Here is an 18,231-nt window from a genome sequence, read left to right on the forward strand (position 1 = left end):
TTGTCCAAACCAATTAAAGGCTCCTTTACCCTACCCGGGGAATCCGGTTATGAGGCACTGACTTTGGAACTTGCCGAACGGTGGGGAGCCGATGTCATTCGTGACAGTGACGGCACACAATTATCCGATGAGATTATTAACGCGGGGTACGGCATTTATTCGACCATCTGCATTATCCGGGATCATAACGAATGGGCATCCCGCAATCAAGATAAGCTGCAGCAGTGTTTTCTCATTACGAATCCGAAGGTAGCTGTACAAGATTATGTATCCTTTTATCTGATGGAGGATTTTTTTGCTGAACAATTCAGGGTGAATGATTCCAAAGAGGCGTATAAGTACTGGCAGGTGTTTGACCGGACAACCGGGGAGGAAGTGCCAAGAGGGCAGTGGAATTATGAAAGGGAATCCGGCCATGTAGTCATTACCGGTATCGTCCCCTGGCATAAATACACGGTAAGCTTTATGGCTTACCGGATCTGGGAAGAGATTTCGATGTACAATCACACGACGAACCATTGGGACAAAGAGCATTTGATGCAAATTGATCCGATCTATCCGGAAACGCAGACCTATCTGCTGAACTGGATGGAGGATTGGTGTCAGCAGCATCAGGAAACAACGGTGGTCCGGTTCACTTCATTATTTTATAATTTCGCCTGGATCTGGGGCAGCGACGAGCGTAATCGCCATCTCTTCTCGGATTGGGGTTCATATGATTTTACGGTAAGCTCAAGAGCGCTTGATCTGTTTGCCAAAAAAGTTGGATATTCACTCTCGGCCGAGGATTTTGTAAATGGCGGCAAATATCGGGTGAGTCATATTCCGGCGCAGCAGCGTAAGCTGGACTGGATGGCATTTATCAATGATTTTGTCATCGGATTTGGGAAGAAGTTAATTGATATTGTGCATCATCACGGCAAGCTGGCGTATGTCTTCTATGATGATAGCTGGGTTGGTATGGAGCCTTACAATGACCGCTTTCAGGAGTTTGGATTCGACGGAATGATTAAATGTGTATTCTCCGGTTATGAGGCAAGGATGTGTTCGGGCGTCAAGGTCGATACCCATGAGATAAGGCTGCATCCATACTTGTTTCCGGTGGGCTTAGGCGGATCTCCTACCTTTAAAGAAGGGGGCAACCCCACGCTGGATGCCAAGAAATATTGGATCCATATTCGGCGGGCCTTGCTTCGGGAGCCGATGGACCGGATTGGATTAGGTGGATATCTGCATCTGGTTGAGCCTTACCCTGATTTTGTCGATTACATTGAGAAGATTGCGAGCGAATTCAGGGAAATGAAAGGACTGCATCTTGAGGGCAAGCCCTATCAGATTAAGACGAAGGTAGCCATTCTGCATAGTTGGGGCAAATTAAGATCATGGACATTGTCCGGCCATTTCCATGAAACGTATATGCATGATTTGATTCATGTTAATGAAGCTTTGTCCGGTTTACCGGTTGAAGTGCAGTTCATTGACTTTGAAGACATCCGTCAGGGAGTACTGCAAAATATCGGTGTCGTGATTAATGCCGGTTCTGCCGGTTCAGCCTGGAGCGGCGGAGCGTATTGGAATGACCCCATGTGTGTAGACCTGCTGACCAAATGGGTGTATGAGGGCGGTACCTTTATTGGCATTAACCAGCCATCGGCGGTAGAAGGGTACGACAGCTTTTTCAGAATGGCACATGTTCTTGGGGTGGATGAGGATACAGGCGCCAGGGTGGTTCATGGAAAATGGATGTATGAGGCTTGTGATGAGCATGGTTTGGTGCCTGAAGGGGCCAGCATAACGCCTAAGAAAAACATTGCTCTTACCGATGGATCGGCGGATGTACTGCACGAAACGGATGGCAACATTACGTTGTCCACTCATTCTTTCGGTAGAGGAAAAGGAATCTATCTTCCAGCATACGAATTCAGTTGGGAAAATACCAGATTGCTGCTGAATCTGATTCGCTTTGCCGGCAATGAGTGCGGTGAAACAAAGTATATCCCGGATAACATGTATACCGAGTGTGCGTATTATCCAGAAAGCAAAATATTGGTCGTGATCAACAATAGTGACCAAATTCAAAAAACGACGATCGATACGGAGTATGGAAAACAGACCATGGAATTGGACCCGTACGATACGGTTATCACCAAAATAGGTTTAACAAAATCGGTATCCTCATAGAATATTAACTCAATAGACCGTATTCCTTGACCAGGGAGCGGTCTATTTTAGTTAAAAGAAATTTTACTCATGAATATTTTATGAAGTAAACCATTTGAACATTTCCCAAATAAACCGAGCGAAATCATGACCTTATTCCTGATTTTTGCTCGGTTGTTCTTATTCTATGACGTTTATAGTGCGGATCTTACTGTATAGGGTTAACATTATTTAGTAGAATATTTAAATAAGGGTGAGATCATGATCCCTAATATGTTATTGCTTTTATCTTTTCAAAGGAGAGAGTGCCCTAATGTACAGTTATAAATTGTTGGACAAGATAAGCATGGAAACACTTCACGAAGCGTTTGTGGATGCGTTTTCCGATTACCAGGTGAAAATGGATTTGCCTTTTTGGAAGTTTCAACAAATGCTCCAACGAAGGGGGTATCATCCCGAAATATCGATGGGGGCTTTTAAAGATGAGAGAATGGTCGGATTTGTTATCAATGGACTTCGAAACTGGAATGGAAAGGAAACTGCATATGACCTTGGGACAGGTGTTGTAAAAGAATGCAGACGTCAGGGCATAACTAGTGAACTGCTCTTGAATATTCAAAAGCAGCTTAAAGAAAAAAATGTAGAGCAATATTTGCTGGAAGTCATCCAAACCAACGAATCCGCAGTTCAGCTCTATCAAAAACAAAACTTTAAAATTCAAAGGGAATTTTCATGTTTTCAGTTGCAAAAAGATAAATTCATACCGCAAACGACCTGCACGGTGGAATGTGTGGAGGGCATCGATCTGGAGCAGTTCAAGGGATTTTGGGATGTGGAGCCCTCTTGGCAAAATTCAATTGATTCCATCTACGCTGTGCCGGAAGCTTTTATCTATGTGGTTGCACGTCAGGATCACAGCATTGTTGGCTATGGCATGATAGATAAAAAAACAGGTGATATTCCACAGCTCGGAGTAAGCCAAAATTACCGGGGCAAAGGGTTTGCAAGCAGCATCCTAACAGAGATGGTCCAACGCACAGAATCTCCTAGAATTAGTGTCCTCAATGTGGAATCTCATCTAAAACCGATGGAAGATTTCCTGGTCAAATCAGGCTTTGAATATCATGTTGGCCAGTATGAAATGCTCATGAAATTATAACGTGATCGCCATTTCGGCGTTAAGTCAGTCGTTCAGTCGTTCATGGAAGATGGACGTATGAGATTAGCGATGAGGCTGTATGACACCATAATTACCCATATTGGCTTGATAAATTCGGTATGGGAACGTAAAAAGAAAGTAATAAGACGTTTCGGGAATCCTTCCGGAAGCGTCTTATTTTGCATGATGTAATAAAGCCGATCCCATGAAAATGGACCGGCTGTGGTTATAAATCAGGATCTATATGGGATTCCTTATATCTAATCCTCCAATCAATCCGGTTATTGCAACTGCCAGAGGGTTGGTGTTGCCGAAGGGATCCAATCCACTTGAGACTTGTGTGTGAGGAGGCACTTGTACGTCAAGCCATTGTAGCTGACGATTGTACCCATTGTGTACTGGGTGTTGGCTGCCCATGCAGGTGCAGTTGAAGCTGCTGCTGTTTTACCACTGATCGTGCTTGCAGCTGATTGGTTGCCTGCGGCATCAACAGCATAAACCGAGAAGTTGTATGTTGTGTTTGCTTCAAGATTGGTTACCGTATAGGACGTTGCTGTCCCGGATGTCGTTGTAACTAGAGTAGAGCCGTTGTAAATTTTATAGCCTGTCACCCCGACGTTATCTGTGGATGCCGTCCACATCAGCTGAATGCTGGAGGCGGTCGGTGTTCCCATTACATGCAGCCCGCCTGGAGCTGTTGGTGCGGTAGTATCGTTAGCAGGAGGTGCAGTTGTGGTAACGCTTACACTATTACTGGCTGCAGATTCGTTGCCTGCTGCGTCGACTGCTTTGACGGTAAAGGAATATGCCGTATTTGCAGTCAGACCCGTTACCGTATAGCTTGTAGTTGTGCCGGATACATTCGCTACCAAGGTAGTCCCGTTATAAATTTTATACCCTGTTACACCTACATTATCTGTTGAAGCCTTCCATGATAAGGATGTACTTGTAGCTGCAGTTGCAGTTGCCACAAGGGAAGCTGGAGCTGTTGGTGCTACATTGTCCACCGGATTCGTTCCGGAGAAGTTTACGTCGATGACATTATAGAAGGCGTTGGGAGTATCCGCGACCTCCCAGACAGCTAGAATCACATGATAACCACTGCGTTCAGGTACGTTGCATGAGTTGGTGTAGCTAAATGGAGGTTGGCTGCCATCGTAGGGAACTGAACAGAACGGTGTCAGGTCGAATGAATTACGGGATAAAGGTGCTTCCGGATTCCAGGTTGTTTTCGTAATATAATATTTCCAGCTTGCTGTTGAATGGTTAGCCGTGAGCTTCCAAGTAAATGTATTACTGCCACTGGACATATTTACTTTCGACCAACGCGTAGCGGATTGCTCATCAAGTTTAGGAAACACACCGTTAGCACTTGCAATGTGGCCGTCCGTAGGTCCAGCACCAGGGAAGCCCTTAGGCGCTTCAAGACTTTGGGGCTCATACACGATACTGCCGCAATCCTGATTGACTCCCGAAGCACACAGTGCAGCGCGGCTTGCCGGCCCTTCTACGTAGCCATGTGACAATGCCTTTGGACTGTTGAACAGCATGCTCACCGTTGAAAGCACCAGTAGACAGCAAATCAATACTAGCTTGGAAGACGGTAAAATGAATCTGAACATTAGATAGCCTCCTGTATCATTTTTTTATATAAACTCAAGTAAGAGCTTATATCGTAATTAAGGAAGTGCTATACCATATATGGATATTGTTGAATGAAGAAATCGATATACGGGAATTTCTAAAGTTATTGTAAAGGACGCACATTCGCTGAACAAGGATAAATTCCAACGATTATCCAGTTATTCAACACTTGGGTAGTACATACAAAAGGCCTTTGCGGAGAGATCATCTCTCCACAAAGGCCTTTATTTCCGACTGAATCGATAAGTTAATTTCCTATAAACGAAAATGGATATAAGGACATCAAAAACAACGATTTAATGTTTAATAATATCAATGATTTTGCGCTCGGTATCTTTGGCTTCAGGAATAGGATAAAGCACAAAGACATGATTCATTTTTGGATGAAAAGTCTGAAGTATACTTCAAGGTCAAGACAGGGAAATGACACTTGCTCATCGTGTTGGCTTGCTGCTCCTGTTGACTTATGTGTGATATTATATTCATACATTCAAAAGTTTGAATAAAGGGGCATTACGTATGAATCAAAGCATTCAACAGTTCAAAGCTGATTTTTTCAAAGCACTGGCGCACCCGATGCGGATACAAATTCTGGAGTTGCTTAGTGATGGAGCGAAAAACGTCAATGAGTTGCAAAGTATTCTCGGGTCAGAAGGCTCGGCCGTTTCACAACAGTTGGCTGTGTTACGCAGTAAAAACGTTGTCCAGGGAATCAAGGAAGGAACCACGGTTATCTACTCGCTTCGTGACCCTCTAATCAAGGACCTGCTGACAGTCGCCAAGCAGATTTTTGATAATCATTTGGTCGACGCCATTTCGATGCTTGAAGACATACGAAAAGATACTTAAACACAATAAACAAGGGGAACCGGGAGGCAAGTGCAGGGAACTTCTTGTTTTTTTGCGTTATGATCTGGTTGGCAAAAGTGAGCATTACGATTGACAGGGGCCATCCTTGGGAGTAGTCTTTTTATTATATTCAAATATTCAAATATATAAAGAAAAGAAGGTTAAAATAGATGAAATGGATGGGGAGATTTGCAGGATACAATGCATCCGCTTTTCGCAAGGATTTGTTATCAGGGTTGATTGTGGGCATTATTGCAATTCCACTGGGAATGGCATTTGCTATCGCTTCCGGAGTTAAGCCGGAGTATGGCTTGTACACGACAATTATTGCAGGGATTCTCATTTCCTTGCTGGGTGGGTCCAAGTTCCAGATTGGCGGGCCGACAGGCGCATTTATTCCGATTCTCTTCGCAATCGTGATGCAGTACGGATATGAAAATTTATTGATTGCCGGGATTATGGCCGGAATAATGCTGGTACTAATGGGGCTGTTGAAGCTCGGTGTGTTAATCAAATTTATACCTCGGCCAGTGACCATTGGTTTTACCGCTGGTATCGCCGTCATTATTTTCAGTGGGCAGATTGCTAACTTTCTGGGACTGAGCGGGATTGAGAAACATGAAGATTTTTGGTCCAACATGAAGGAGATCGGGATGCATATCTCAACCGTTAATATATACAGCTTGCTGACAGCAGGCAGTTGTCTGGCTGTAATTCTGCTTGTGCCGAGATTTGCACCAAAGGTGCCTGCATCACTGGTCGGGCTGGTACTATCGACGGTAGTCGCAGCGTTCTTTTTTGAGGGCCAGGTTGCAACGATCGGATCGTCCTTTGGCGCCATACCAAGCTCCTTGCCTCAGTTTCATGTGCCGGAGATCACTTGGGAGCGAATCGTGAACTTGCTACAACCGGCCTTTGTTATCGCCATGTTAGGCGGAATCGAATCGTTGCTGTCTGCTGTTGTTGCCGATGGCATGACTGGAAGTCGTCATAACAGCAATCGGGAGCTGATTGGACAGGGAATCGCTAATATGGTGACACCACTATTTGGGGGTATTCCTGCAACAGGGGCGATTGCGCGTACGGCTACGAATATTAAATCCGGGGCTGTATCACCATTGTCGGGGGTTATTCATGGCGTAGTGGTCCTGTTGGTACTTGTTCTATTCGCACCGTATGCTTCGCATATTCCACTTGCCAGTATGGCTCCAGTCCTGATGATGGTTGCCTGGAATATGAGTGAACGGAGATCGTTCATACATGTTTTAAAAACAAGAACAAGCGATTCGCTCGTGTTACTCATCACCTTTTTGTTAACTGTATTTACAAGTTTAACAACGGCTGTAGAGGTTGGATTGATTCTGGCTGTTCTGTTATTTGTGAAGCGTATGAGTGAGATGTTGAAGGTTGCCAAAGTGCTGCCTGATCCCGATCATAAGCACGAAAAAGTAATGGCTCACATGGTCCATGACGGTCATGACTGTCCTCAAATGAGCATGTATACGATTGAAGGTCCATTATTTTTTGGAGCAGCGGACACGTTTGAGAAATCGGTCATGGATTCAATTCATCGGCGGCCAGGCATTTTACTGCTGCGCATGAGTAAAGTCCCCTTTATCGACACCACAGGTGAATCCAATTTGGCCAGTATATTGAAACATTTTGAGCGATCAAACGGAATAGTTCTATTTTCTGGAATCCAGGCCCAGCCGATGGAGATGCTGAAAAGAACGGGGTTGGCTGAACGAATAGCTCCTGACCATATGTTTGAGCATACAGGTGAGGCCATCGATTATGCTTTATTACATCTGGATCATCAGAAATGCTTGGGATGCAAACATTTTGCCTTTCGTGAATGTGCCACATTGTCGAGCGCAGGGGCTCTTCCTGAGCGTAAAGGTGGGCTGGAGCCGGGGATACGAACCAAGGCAAATAGCCCTGTATAATCCGCTGAATAGGGATGGAATGTTAGGGGAGAGGGACTATTCTTTTAATAAAATATACATTCTGGAAAATAAATGAAAAATATACTATATTATAGGTTGATAGATGAGAGATTTATTTATTCTGTAATTAGAGTAAAGATCATATCAAACATAAGGAGCATACATATGTTTAATCAACCGACTGCTTTGCGTTCAGTGCTCAACCCTAAATATCTGGAGTTTGCATTGAGGGATCAGTATGAAATCGGAACTTGGGAAGAATGTTTGTTTTGGCTGAGGGGGTTAAATGATACCTACCGGTTACGTACATCCACTGGCATGTATATTCTTCGTGTCTACCGTTCTGAAATTACGGAAAACGATGTCCGTTACGAACTATCCCTGTTATCTCAATTAAAGGGCATTCTAGGTTCATCTGTACACACCGATATTGGAGAGTACATCGAGAAGAAAGATCGCAGCGGATATACCGTACTGGATGCGGCGGAAGGCAGACGAATTGCCGTAATGTTTCGCTACATCGAGGGGACAGAGAACAATCTTGAGGATGAAGAGTCATGTTACAAATTTGGTCAGTCTGCGGCTGAATTGCATAAGGCTATGGATCACGCGGTTGCAGAGCTGCCACGATATGAGTTGGATACGAAGTTTCTAATTGACGAGCCTCTTGAACGAATCATTAACTACATTGGTGAGAAAAATGAAGCATCATCATTTCTACATACGTTTGCTAGAGAGTTAAAAGAACGCATCGTCGTCGCTACTAAACAAGGTTTGGATACAGGGCTGTGTCATGGCGATATGCATGGGAACAATAACGCTTTTCAACAGGACAGTCAGTTTATCCATTATGACTTTGAGTGGGCGGCTAAAGGCTGGCGTTCTTACGACCTGGCACAGGTCAAGGCTCGGAAGAGACAGTCTGGTGAGCAGAGAGAAGTATTATGGAATGCGCTCTTGAAGGGCTATCGTTCCATTCGATACTTCTCTACACAAGATGAAAAGGCCGTAGATTTATTCATTATCGCTCGCAGATTTTGGGTTATGGGTCTGGATGTTGCTTTTATTGAGAGTGATATGGGGGCGCTGGATTATGGTTCGGATTGGCTGAACAGCTTCATTGAGGAGTTTCGTGGCACGGGTATCGTGGGGGAGTAGTAACTAACAGCAACGCTGTATTCAAAATAAGAAGGCCTTCTGGAGGGTACCAGAGGGCCTTTTTATTTGGTATGAATACTTCAGGACCTCTAGCTCGATGAGGACGAAGCAACGACGGCAGCCGATGTTGCAGCAGCGGCCATGGCGGCCTGTTGAGCGATAATAATGTTGGTGATGCTAGTGGAGACAGCCGTGGTCAGAACGCCGTTTCGCAGATCCTCCACATATTGCACTGCCACCAGCGAAGACGAGAGCAGCAGCAATTCCTGTTTGTTAATCGACCAGGCACCAAAGCCTTTCTGTGTACGCAACAATTCATACGTTTCCTCAACTTGTGCTACTAGCGTATCTCGGTCAGCAGGCAGCAGGGAGAGTATCCCCAGGGAGGGTAGAGTGTACATTTTGTCCATTCGTATATCCCGCCTGCGGAATGCTTCGTTTAATGCGAGTACACGAGCGCCCGCGTCCGGATTGTCATCTCCTAAGACCAGCACCTGCGTTAATGCCTGCACGCTATTCCCCGGCGAGAACTCAGGTTTGAGTTCAGTATAGAGGTGCTCCATACGAGTTACACCGGATTCCACGTCAAGATCGGAAAGGGCCAGCATGGCAGCGAAAATATAATCGTCCTGTCCAGTAAGAAAGCGGTGCTGGGCTTTCATGTGATCGTAAAATATTTTGGTTCGTTCCACCCTATGCTCGAACTGGTCCGGCTTCGCGTGAGCCGCAATCTGATAGGCCGCAATGACCAGATAATCAGATGTGCGAAATTTGTTCTTTTTCATCAGATCATAGATCAGAAGGGTATCGGCCAGTTTCGTTTCCTCTTCTGTCGTAAGCGAGAGCATGGTGGCGATGCTAATCGCTGAATTTCCCCGGAAGACCGAAAAGAGATTCGTGTTTTGCTTGATCAATTCATGGCTTTGACGGATGGCATCGCCATCGGCTTGTTTATTTTCCGCTGCATATAGCAGGGCCGCCAGACGGTGCATCATCACATTTTGCCACTTGAATGATTTTTTGATGATCTGATTGTTGGAAACGAATAGTTCGACTCGTGCTGCATGTTGCTCTTGCATAAGCAGACCTCCCCAATGATTGGACCTTTTCTCCCCAGTCTACTATAAATGCATATGCTTACACAGCGACTTTATTTGATGTACCTGGCAAACGGTCATAAGATTACTTATTTCTTGATATACAATCTGATGCTATTACATTAATAAAGCTAACAAATGAACGGCCCCAATTATCCCCATGGGGTAAATAAATGATCTGGAATATGTATTCTTAAATTCATTACGAGGGTGCTTCTCGAAAAATAGGTGCAGTGCCGCATGAATGATGAAAAATATATCCAGTACCCAGAACGTAATCGTCTGGTAAGAGCTGAAAAGCAGGGCGAGGATGACGGTGTAAAGTGGCAGGTGAACGAATGTGAAGAATTTATAGGCCTTCTCATCTTCCATGTCTTTCAGCACGATAAACAATTTCCATTCGGATCGTCTAATGGCATCCATTTCGTGCAGAAGAAATAAAGATAAATTAAACAAAAATAAGACTAGTAACAAGTCTGGCATTCCCATTCTCCTTTTCTAATTCAATCTTCCCCTATCTTACTGAAGTTACTTCTATTTGGCAAAGAATGACAAAAAGGTTCACGCTCCGTTCATACGTTCTTGATATGCTCTCGAAAGAAAGCAAGAGGAACCATTTTTAAAAAATATGCGGAGTGGTGGAGGTTGATTATGTCATCGTCGATAAGGAAGATTTTTGGCAAAATGATGGTACTGGTGTTGTTATGCATTACATTAGGAGCAATGGGGTTAGGGACAATGTCACCCGTAGCGGCTGCGGTATCTGCTCCCGGATTGAATTCCGGTAAATTGGATCAGAGAGCTGCTGCGAATCTGGATGACAAAGCTCAACTAGCAGCATTCATTGATGGAATTATGGATGTACAAATGAACTCTTTACAAATTCCGGGCGCAGTCATTTCGATTGTGAAGGATGGAAAGATTCTGCTCTCCAAAGGATACGGACATTCGAACATCGAAGAAAATAAACCCGTTGATCCTCAGACCAGCTTGTTTCGTATCGCTTCGACAACAAAGTTGTTCACATGGACCGCTGTGATGCAATTGGTCGAGGAGGGAAAGCTTGATCTCGATACAGACGTCAACACCTATCTAAAAACGGTGAAAATACCGAAAACCTATGCGGAGCCGATTACGTTACGCCATCTCATGACCCATACCGCAGGCTTCGAGGAAGGCGGTGTAGGTTATCAGATCACTACCGATCCGGAGAAACTCCCCGTTTCTATTGCTGAAACCATGGCGAAGCACATGCCTGCAAGGGTTAAGCCTCCAGGCGAGATGCTGGCGTATTCCAATTATGGTGCCTCACTCGCGGGTCTTATCGTCGAAGAAGTCAGTGGTATTGCCTATAATGACTATATACAAAAAAATATATTTGATCCGCTGAACATGAATTATGCTACGGTAGAGGAGCCTGTTCCAGCATCGTTGGAGCCTTATGCGGTGCTCGGATACGCCCGAGCCAATGGCGAGTTTGTAACTAAGCGGCCAACGTTTGAGGGAGGCTTCCGGCCTGCGGGATCAGGTAGTGTCTCGGCGAACGATATGACTCATTTCATGATTGCTCATCTACAGGACGGGCGATATGAGGATAAGCAAATTCTCAAGCCGGAAACCGCCAGGCTTATGCATTCCCCGGCATTCCAGTTTGACGAACGTTTACCCGCCATGGATCTGGGCTTTTACGAGTTGAATATGAATGGATTGCGTGTGATCTCTCATGCAGGGGCCGACGAGCTGTTTAATACAGATCTTTATCTTGTACCGGACAAACAAATGGGTATTTTTGTTTCCTATAGTGGAGGGGAAGGTGGAACGGCAGCGGGAGGGTTGGCGCAAGCCTTTTTTAATCGTTACTATCCTGCCCAGACAGCTAAGCAGCCTGCTGCAACCTCTGTTGAATTGGGGGAGCCTCTGGAGAAATATGCAGGTTCCTATCAATTTACACGTCGTAATCAGACGAAGGTCGATACGTTTTTCAGTTTTCTGACTCAGATCAATATTGAGGTTTCGGATAACCGGCTCTTTATTGGAAGTGGTGCAGATCAGCAAGTATACACTCCGATTGGCGTGAATTTATTCCAGGAGGTCGGAGGCACACATCAGATGGGGTTCCGCACCGATGCAGAGGGCAAGGTCACGTATCTGTTTCTGGATATGTTGAATCCAATGCCTCTGGAACCTGCGCCATTGATGAATCAATCGAAGTTCTGGCTCCCATTGCTAGGAATTTCGGCCATTCTGTTCATCACCGTATTGGTGGGAGCGATTTATCACAGACGCGAAAACAAAGAGATGCCAAGGGTGCAGAAATGGGCAGTCCGGCTGTCTGTCATGACGTCTATTTGGTCATTGGTGACCTTGGGCGGAGCATTTCTGGTGATGAACATGGATCTGATCGATCGACTCAGCCACATTCCACTATCTTTGCGTCTTTATTTGTTCATGCCTCTTATTCTGGTGGGATGGAGTGTGGCGCTTGTAACAATGAACATCCTGGCATGGAAGAACAGCTATTGGACGTTACCGAAGCGTGCGCACTATACGTTCGTAGCCTTAGCAGCAGTAACCTTGTGTTTATTTTTCTATCATTGGAATCTGTTAGGCTGGCATTTTGGTTGAACCCTCCACCCAGTGTGGAAGAGGAGAAGAAAGATATGGGAGGCCTGCATTTCATATGACCCAAATCCTTGTCGTGGATGACGATGTGCATATTCGGGAGCTAATTACCTTGTTTTTGCGGAATGAGGGATTTGAGATCGTAGTGGCTAAAGACGGTGCGGAAGCACTGGAGATTGTTGAGAAATCCCCAATTGATCTGGTCATTCTCGATATTATGATGCCACGATTGGATGGTTGGGAACTATGCAGGGAGATACGGCGCATGGATCTGAACATGCCGCTCTTAATGGTCACGGTGAAAGGGGAATCGGCTCAGAAAGTGAAGGGTTTCCAGCTTGGGACGGATGATTATTTGACGAAGCCCTTTGATCCGCTGGAGCTTGTGATGAGAGTCAAAGCCTTGCTGAAAAGGTATCTGATTGTCTCCTCCCAAACCATACAGCTAGGTGGCATTGTGCTAAATCGCCGCAGCTTTCAAGTGATCCGGGGAGAGGACACGCTCAATCTGCCTTTAAAGGAATTCGAATTGCTGTTCATGCTGGCGAACCAGCCAGGGCAGATTTTTACCCGGGAACAGTTAATTACGAAGATCTGGGGGAGCGATTATGAAGGGGATGACCGGACGGTTGATGTTCACATTAAGCGATTAAGGGAAAAATTCGCTGGCGATGCACACCATTTTCAGATTGAAACGGCCCGCAGCTTGGGCTACCGGTTAGTGATCACATGATCAAAACCTTATATGTTCGGATTATTTGCACGTTTTTGGTCGTCATCATCTTCAGCCTGCTGACCTCTTTCTTCCTGGGGCTCTTCCTGTTCAAAAAAGAAGTTAATCATATCGGACAGAACGATATGATTGCAGCAGGGGAGGAGATGATACATCTCTATGAGCAAACGCAACCTGAGGACAGGGATGCTTTCATCAAAAGTATGGTGAAGGTATCCACCTATCCCATTCATCTATATGACGCTTCCGGCAACGCAACGTACTATGATCTGGACAATACGGATACGGTTCATATTGCACCAGAGGTGGTTCAAATAGTGCTGCAGGGCCACGTCTATCGATCTCCGGCTGAGGTGGATCAGACTTTTATCGGCATTCCTTTTCCACTCCAGGGGGAGTCACACGCCGTGTTTATGCAATATTCCCCGCAGAACGAAAATATCATTAATCGGATGGTCTTCCTGATATTATTACTCGCACTGTTGATCGGAAGCCTCTGTATTCTTATTGCTGCAAGGTACTTGGTGAAACCGATTCAGGTATTGACACGGGCAACCAAGCGGCTGGCGAAGGGTGATTTTAATGTGGAAATCCAAACGAAACGTGTCGATGAAATAGGAGCTTTGACGCACAGTTTTAATGAAATGGCGAGTGAGCTTAAACAGCTGGAACAGATGAGACAGGATTTTGTTTCCAGTGTATCTCATGAAATTCAAACCCCGCTCACATCCATTTCCGGTTTTGCCATGGCGATGAAAAACAGTAGCCTGGTTGCGGAGGCTGATCGTAATTATTACCTCGATATTATTATTACGGAGAGTGGACGGCTATCCAGACTTAGCGACAATCTGCTGGAGCTTGCATCGCTGGACTCGGATCATCATCCATTCGAAGCAACCACGTATCATCTTGATGAGCAGATTCGGCAAATTATTGTGACCTGCGAGCCGCAGTGGTCCGCCAAAAATATTCAGGTTCATCTGGAACTTACAGATACGATTCAAGTTACAGCGGATCGGGACCAGCTAAACCAGGTTTGGATGAATCTGCTGGGGAACAGCATGAAGTTTACGCCTGCAGGTGGGTATATTCATATACGCACGGACCAGTTAACGAATGAAATTCTCTTCACGATAACGGACTCGGGCATAGGAATAGCGCAAGAGCAGCTGGATTATGTGTTTGATCGGTTTTATAAAACAGACCTGTCGCGAAACCGCAGCATTAGCGGTAACGGCCTGGGTCTTGCGATCGTCAAGAAAATAGTGACACTGCATCAGGGAAATGTCGAAATCAATAGTCAGGTGGGTGAAGGTACGACGGTGATGGTTCATCTGCCTTCAGGATAAAAGTAAGAAAAATTCAGGGCTGCTAACATTCATTTGTTGGCAGCCTGTTTTTGTAAGACAGATCGTCAAATCAAATGTAACAGTGCCGCTTCACATTCAAAATAGTGAACTCTTTTACCCACAGTTTATACATCCCGCATAGTAGGTTGCTAACGTGGTGAAAAGGGGTGATAGGATGAGAACAATCGAAAGAGTGTATCCGGCCGACAGCAAACCTGTACTCACAAGCCAAGCCCTTGGATGGGATCATCTGCAGGTGGCACGGTGGCCCAGTCCTCAGCATGCTGCCGGGGGGCTTACCGGAACGAAGCATCAGATTGGTATCCATTGTTCGGCTTATTATGAGAATTACTACACCATTCATATCCTTCCTGCAGGAGAACCCGTTCTCTGTTCCTGGGGAAAGGCTTCACTATATTTTTTGCAAATTGAAATTCCCCCTTCTTATCTGGAGCACATCGCGCGCGAATCAGGATTGCTGAAGGAAGGGTTTATTCAGTTGCAGCTAAAGTATTATGTCAAGGACCCCAAGCTGCTGCAACTAGGCCTCTGGCTGCTCGAAGAGTTACAGAATGGCGGCAGACAAGGGAAAATATACAGTGATTCACTCTCCAATATGCTCACCTTGCATCTCCTGAACCACTATTCCCAGGTATGCACGGGGAGTACGCCCTCCAGAATGACTACCAATCAGGAAATCTATCAGTCCATTGAATATATGAAAGAAAATCTGGAGGCGGAGCTCTCCATTCAGGAGCTGGCCGACCGGGCTGCCCTCAGCCTGTCCCATTATATTCGGCTGTTCAAACAGCAGACGGGGCATACACCCCATCATTATCTGATTCGCTTGCGGATTGAATATTCCAAGCTGCTAATCAGCAAGGGAGAATACGGTTTGAAGGAAATTGCAGACCGGGCCGGCTTCTCGGACCAGGGCCACTTCACCAGAATGTTCAAGCGAATCGCTGGAACGACGCCCAAACAGTATATGAACGAGGTCTCTGCAAACCGGATTATTCTAAAATGATTGTTTTGTTCAATAAAAACAGCATTTTGTCCAACAGACGTCCTTAGCCTGAACGCTACAATATGTTTAAGCCAAGCGGGCAGTGAGTTCTGCTGGCTAAAACGGAGGTTACTGCTTCTATAATGGACGAGCCACTATAGAAGCAGGCCCACAATTCAGGAGGAGTCCATTAATGAAACTGAACAAAGTGTCTGGTTGGGTCTGTGCTGGAGTCTTGCTTGCAGGTTCTTTAACATCTGGTGCATGGTCGGTCCCCGTCGCGGCTGAAGCTGCGGATTATGCAGTAGCCGCTCAACAGGCAGCCGAATCCTGGCATGAGGTGTCCAAGCAGACTTTCTGGCTTACCGATGCCTTTGAGCGCGGCCAAGGCGTCACAACAGACGGAAACTCATGGATTTTTAACTCCCAGCTTGGTCTGCTCAAGACGGCACTGGACGGCAAGACGGTGCAGGCGCGAAATGCAGTTGCCATCCCCGCTGACATAGCTCTAAAGGGCGGTGATCACATTGGCGACATTTCGTATTACAACGGGTTGATCTATGCTCCGATCGAAGACAGCAAGAAATACGAGCATCCTTACATTGCCGTTTATAATGCCTCGACCCTTCAATACACCGGAATCTCTTATGAACTTCCGCTGAACCTTCATCCCGGAGGAGTGCCCTGGGTAGCGGTCGATGCCGCTCGCGGCCAAGTCTACACAGCCCAATGGAACAATGCGCCGGTACTGAATGTATTTCGTCTCAGTGACATGAGCCTCATCAAAACGGTACCGCTTAGTCAAACTATTGATCGCATTCAAGGTGCCGAGATGTATAACGGTGCGCTGTACGCCTCTTCCGATAACAATTCGCAAAAATCCGTCTACCGGATTGATCCGGAAACCGGAGCTGTCACGCTGGCCTTTGACCGGAATCTTGGAAGCAGCAATGAAGCGCAAGGCATCACGGTACTTCCCACGGCAGATGGTGCGGTCCTGCATATCCTTGATGTAGGCTCGAACCGTGTAAGCATGAATTTCAGACATTACGCATTTTAAACAGAGCCGTAAAGGCTCTGCACATATGAGGGGAGAAAATACATGCTAAAGCAGGGTAGAATGATGCTGATTGCGCTTGGGTTAACGTTCATGTTGACCGGCTGCGGTCAGGGAGGGGCCAGTGAAGCGGATTCAAAGGCGGGAACAGCTACAGCGACTTCAACAACTGAAGCCGGCAACGCTTCAGTTGAGACATCCAAGGAGCCGGTTGAAATCTCGTTTTATTATCCGGTCAACGTCGGTGGTCCGCTCACCAAGGTTATAGACGGAATGACGAATTCTTTTATGGAGAAGTTTCCTGATATTAAAGTTAAGCCAGTCTATACCGGAAACTACGGAGATAATACGATCAAAATTCAGGCAGGCGTTCAAGCCAGCCAGCCACCGGATGTGGCTGTAATGATGTCCACTGAGCTGTATAGCATGCTGGACACGGAAGCGATTATTCCACTCGATGATTTTATTGCCAAGGATACGGATTACAACAAGGATGACTTCTATCCGGCCTTCGTGGAGGATACCCAAGCGGATGGGCATACCTACAGCATACCGTTCCAGCGGAGCACGATCATTCTTTACTACAACAAAGACATGTTTAAGGCAGCCGGGCTTGACCCGAATAAGCCGCCGACCAATTGGGATGAGTTGGTGGAATATGCCGGGAAGCTGAATCGTGATGGACATACGGGGCTGGAGATTCCGGGCAATGACGATTCCTACTGGATGTTCCAGATGCTTGCCCGACAGAATGCGAGCGATCCCAAGCAGAGCATTATGGGCAACGATGGCAGGAAGGCCAATTTCAATACGCCGGAGAACGTTGAGGCTCTGCAATTTTGGCTTGATTTGTCCCGTAAGTTCAAGGTAATGCCTGAGGGAGTTATTGATTGGGCGGCTACGCCAACTGACTTTATTGAAGGCAAAACGGCTATGATGATGCACACCAGCGGCAATCTAACGAATGTGAAAACCAATGCCAAATTCGACTTCGGTGTAGCCTTCGCACCCGCTAATAAGCAATACGGATCACCTACGGGCGGGGGAAACCTGTATATTTTCAAGGATACAACTCCCGAGAAACAGGCAGCAGCCTGGGAATTCGCCAAGTTTATGACTGCGCCTGAGCAGGCTGCACTGTTCAGTTCGTCATCCGGTTATGTTGGGGTGCGAGAATCGGCCTATGATACGGAAGCAATGAAGACCTATACCGATGGCTTTCCGCAGGCACTCGTTGCCCGCGACCAGCTGCAGTATGCGTTCAGGGAATTATCCACACATAACCATGGCAAGGTGTCTTCGGCTTTGACGAACCAGATTCAATCCGCGCTGGCTGGCAAAATTGATGCGGCCGGAGCATTGAAGGCCGCGCAAGAAGAGGCGGATCGTGTGCTCGCTCCTTTTAACAAATAAAGCTGCTGCATTCAAGTATTCAGTATGAAGAGAGCCTG

14 protein-coding genes are annotated in these 18,231 nt (G+C 46.1%); 11 read left to right on the forward strand and 3 right to left on the reverse strand.

Annotation, left to right across the window (positions count from 1 at the left end; all coding sequences use genetic code 11):
• Both gnpA and P5G61_RS27430 read left to right on the forward strand, forming a co-directional pair.
• Window positions 1-2,181 carry a 1,3-beta-galactosyl-N-acetylhexosamine phosphorylase gene (gene gnpA, locus P5G61_RS27425; protein WP_301249414.1) on the forward strand — a complete coding sequence of 727 codons (2,181 nt, stop codon included), beginning with the start codon at window positions 1-3 and terminating at the stop codon, window positions 2,179-2,181.
• Between the two features lie 349 nt (window positions 2,182-2,530).
• Window positions 2,531-3,319 (forward strand): GNAT family N-acetyltransferase, encoded by a 789-nt coding sequence (locus tag P5G61_RS27430; RefSeq protein WP_301249415.1) that lies wholly within the window; start codon window positions 2,531-2,533, stop codon window positions 3,317-3,319.
• A 281-nt stretch (window positions 3,320-3,600) separates the two neighbouring features.
• Here the strand turns inward: P5G61_RS27430 and P5G61_RS27435 are convergent, their stop codons facing one another.
• Window positions 3,601-4,941 carry a lytic polysaccharide monooxygenase gene (locus P5G61_RS27435; RefSeq protein WP_301249417.1) on the reverse strand — a complete coding sequence of 447 codons (1,341 nt, stop codon included), beginning with the start codon at window positions 4,939-4,941 and terminating at the stop codon, window positions 3,601-3,603.
• Between the two features lie 541 nt (window positions 4,942-5,482).
• On the opposite strand from P5G61_RS27435, the gene P5G61_RS27440 reads away from it, so the two are divergent.
• The 3 genes from P5G61_RS27440 (at window position 5,483) to P5G61_RS27450 (ending at window position 8,916) form a co-directional block, all read left to right on the forward strand.
• A complete protein-coding gene (locus tag P5G61_RS27440) occupies window positions 5,483-5,812 on the forward strand; it encodes an ArsR/SmtB family transcription factor (RefSeq protein ID WP_024631312.1) in 330 nt (109 codons plus the stop codon).
• 170 nt (window positions 5,813-5,982) lie between these two features.
• The gene (locus tag P5G61_RS27445) at window positions 5,983-7,758 is read left to right on the forward strand and encodes a SulP family inorganic anion transporter (RefSeq protein ID WP_301249418.1); all 1,776 of its coding nucleotides are present in this window, start codon (window positions 5,983-5,985) and stop codon (window positions 7,756-7,758) included.
• A 165-nt stretch (window positions 7,759-7,923) separates the two neighbouring features.
• On the forward strand, window positions 7,924-8,916 hold the full coding sequence (locus tag P5G61_RS27450) for a phosphotransferase (RefSeq protein WP_301249419.1): 993 nt from the start codon (window positions 7,924-7,926) through the stop codon (window positions 8,914-8,916).
• Between the two features lie 89 nt (window positions 8,917-9,005).
• Here P5G61_RS27450 and P5G61_RS27455 read toward each other — a convergent pair whose 3' ends face one another.
• Both P5G61_RS27455 and P5G61_RS31980 read right to left on the reverse strand, forming a co-directional pair.
• On the reverse strand, window positions 9,006-9,995 hold the full coding sequence (locus P5G61_RS27455; RefSeq protein ID WP_301249420.1) for a DUF4003 family protein: 990 nt from the start codon (window positions 9,993-9,995) through the stop codon (window positions 9,006-9,008).
• Between the two features lie 135 nt (window positions 9,996-10,130).
• Window positions 10,131-10,502 (reverse strand): DUF6713 family protein, encoded by a 372-nt coding sequence (locus P5G61_RS31980; protein WP_363325768.1) that lies wholly within the window; start codon window positions 10,500-10,502, stop codon window positions 10,131-10,133.
• A gap of 162 nt (window positions 10,503-10,664) precedes the next feature.
• Between P5G61_RS31980 and P5G61_RS27465 the strand changes: the two genes are divergently transcribed.
• The 6 genes from P5G61_RS27465 (at window position 10,665) to P5G61_RS27490 (ending at window position 18,193) form a co-directional block, all read left to right on the forward strand.
• Window positions 10,665-12,638, forward strand: coding sequence for a serine hydrolase domain-containing protein (locus P5G61_RS27465; protein ID WP_301249421.1), 1,974 nt, complete (start codon window positions 10,665-10,667; stop codon window positions 12,636-12,638).
• Window positions 12,639-12,693: 55 nt separating this feature from the next.
• Window positions 12,694-13,368, forward strand: a complete 675-nt coding sequence (locus P5G61_RS27470) for a response regulator transcription factor (protein ID WP_301249422.1) — start codon at window positions 12,694-12,696, stop codon at window positions 13,366-13,368.
• A complete protein-coding gene (locus tag P5G61_RS27475) occupies window positions 13,365-14,717 on the forward strand; it encodes a sensor histidine kinase (RefSeq protein ID WP_301249424.1) in 1,353 nt (450 codons plus the stop codon). The genes P5G61_RS27470 and P5G61_RS27475 overlap by 4 nt, the downstream gene beginning before the upstream one ends.
• A gap of 175 nt (window positions 14,718-14,892) precedes the next feature.
• Complete coding sequence (locus P5G61_RS27480) at window positions 14,893-15,744, forward strand: helix-turn-helix domain-containing protein (protein WP_024631304.1); 852 nt, start codon at window positions 14,893-14,895, stop codon at window positions 15,742-15,744.
• Between the two features lie 172 nt (window positions 15,745-15,916).
• Entirely contained in the window at window positions 15,917-16,783 is an 867-nt protein-coding gene (locus P5G61_RS27485) for a DUF6923 family protein (RefSeq protein WP_301249425.1), read from the forward strand.
• Window positions 16,784-16,825: 42 nt separating this feature from the next.
• Window positions 16,826-18,193, forward strand: coding sequence for an ABC transporter substrate-binding protein (locus P5G61_RS27490; RefSeq protein WP_301249426.1), 1,368 nt, complete (start codon window positions 16,826-16,828; stop codon window positions 18,191-18,193).
• The last annotated feature ends 38 nt before the right edge of the window (window positions 18,194-18,231 follow it).

Origin of the sequence: Paenibacillus vandeheii (assembly GCF_030433635.1) — a bacterium.
GTDB lineage: Bacteria > Bacillota > Bacilli > Paenibacillales > Paenibacillaceae > Paenibacillus > Paenibacillus vandeheii.

Excerpts from the sequence above, each read along its gene's own strand:
- P5G61_RS27465 (WP_301249421.1), top strand. The coding sequence starts at position 10,665 with ATGTCATCGTCGATAAGGAAGATTTTTGGCAAAATGATGGTACTGGTG.
- P5G61_RS31980 (WP_363325768.1), bottom strand. The coding sequence starts at position 10,502 with ATGGGAATGCCAGACTTGTTACTAGTCTTATTTTTGTTTAATTTATCT.
- P5G61_RS27450 (WP_301249419.1), top strand. The coding sequence starts at position 7,924 with ATGTTTAATCAACCGACTGCTTTGCGTTCAGTGCTCAACCCTAAATAT.
- P5G61_RS27435 (WP_301249417.1), bottom strand. The coding sequence starts at position 4,941 with ATGTTCAGATTCATTTTACCGTCTTCCAAGCTAGTATTGATTTGCTGT.
- P5G61_RS27480 (WP_024631304.1), top strand. The coding sequence starts at position 14,893 with ATGAGAACAATCGAAAGAGTGTATCCGGCCGACAGCAAACCTGTACTC.
- P5G61_RS27455 (WP_301249420.1), bottom strand. The coding sequence starts at position 9,995 with ATGCAAGAGCAACATGCAGCACGAGTCGAACTATTCGTTTCCAACAAT.
- P5G61_RS27440 (WP_024631312.1), top strand. The coding sequence starts at position 5,483 with ATGAATCAAAGCATTCAACAGTTCAAAGCTGATTTTTTCAAAGCACTG.
- P5G61_RS27485 (WP_301249425.1), top strand. The coding sequence starts at position 15,917 with ATGAAACTGAACAAAGTGTCTGGTTGGGTCTGTGCTGGAGTCTTGCTT.
- P5G61_RS27475 (WP_301249424.1), top strand. The coding sequence starts at position 13,365 with ATGATCAAAACCTTATATGTTCGGATTATTTGCACGTTTTTGGTCGTC.
- P5G61_RS27470 (WP_301249422.1), top strand. The coding sequence starts at position 12,694 with ATGACCCAAATCCTTGTCGTGGATGACGATGTGCATATTCGGGAGCTA.
- P5G61_RS27490 (WP_301249426.1), top strand. The coding sequence starts at position 16,826 with ATGCTAAAGCAGGGTAGAATGATGCTGATTGCGCTTGGGTTAACGTTC.
- P5G61_RS27445 (WP_301249418.1), top strand. The coding sequence starts at position 5,983 with ATGAAATGGATGGGGAGATTTGCAGGATACAATGCATCCGCTTTTCGC.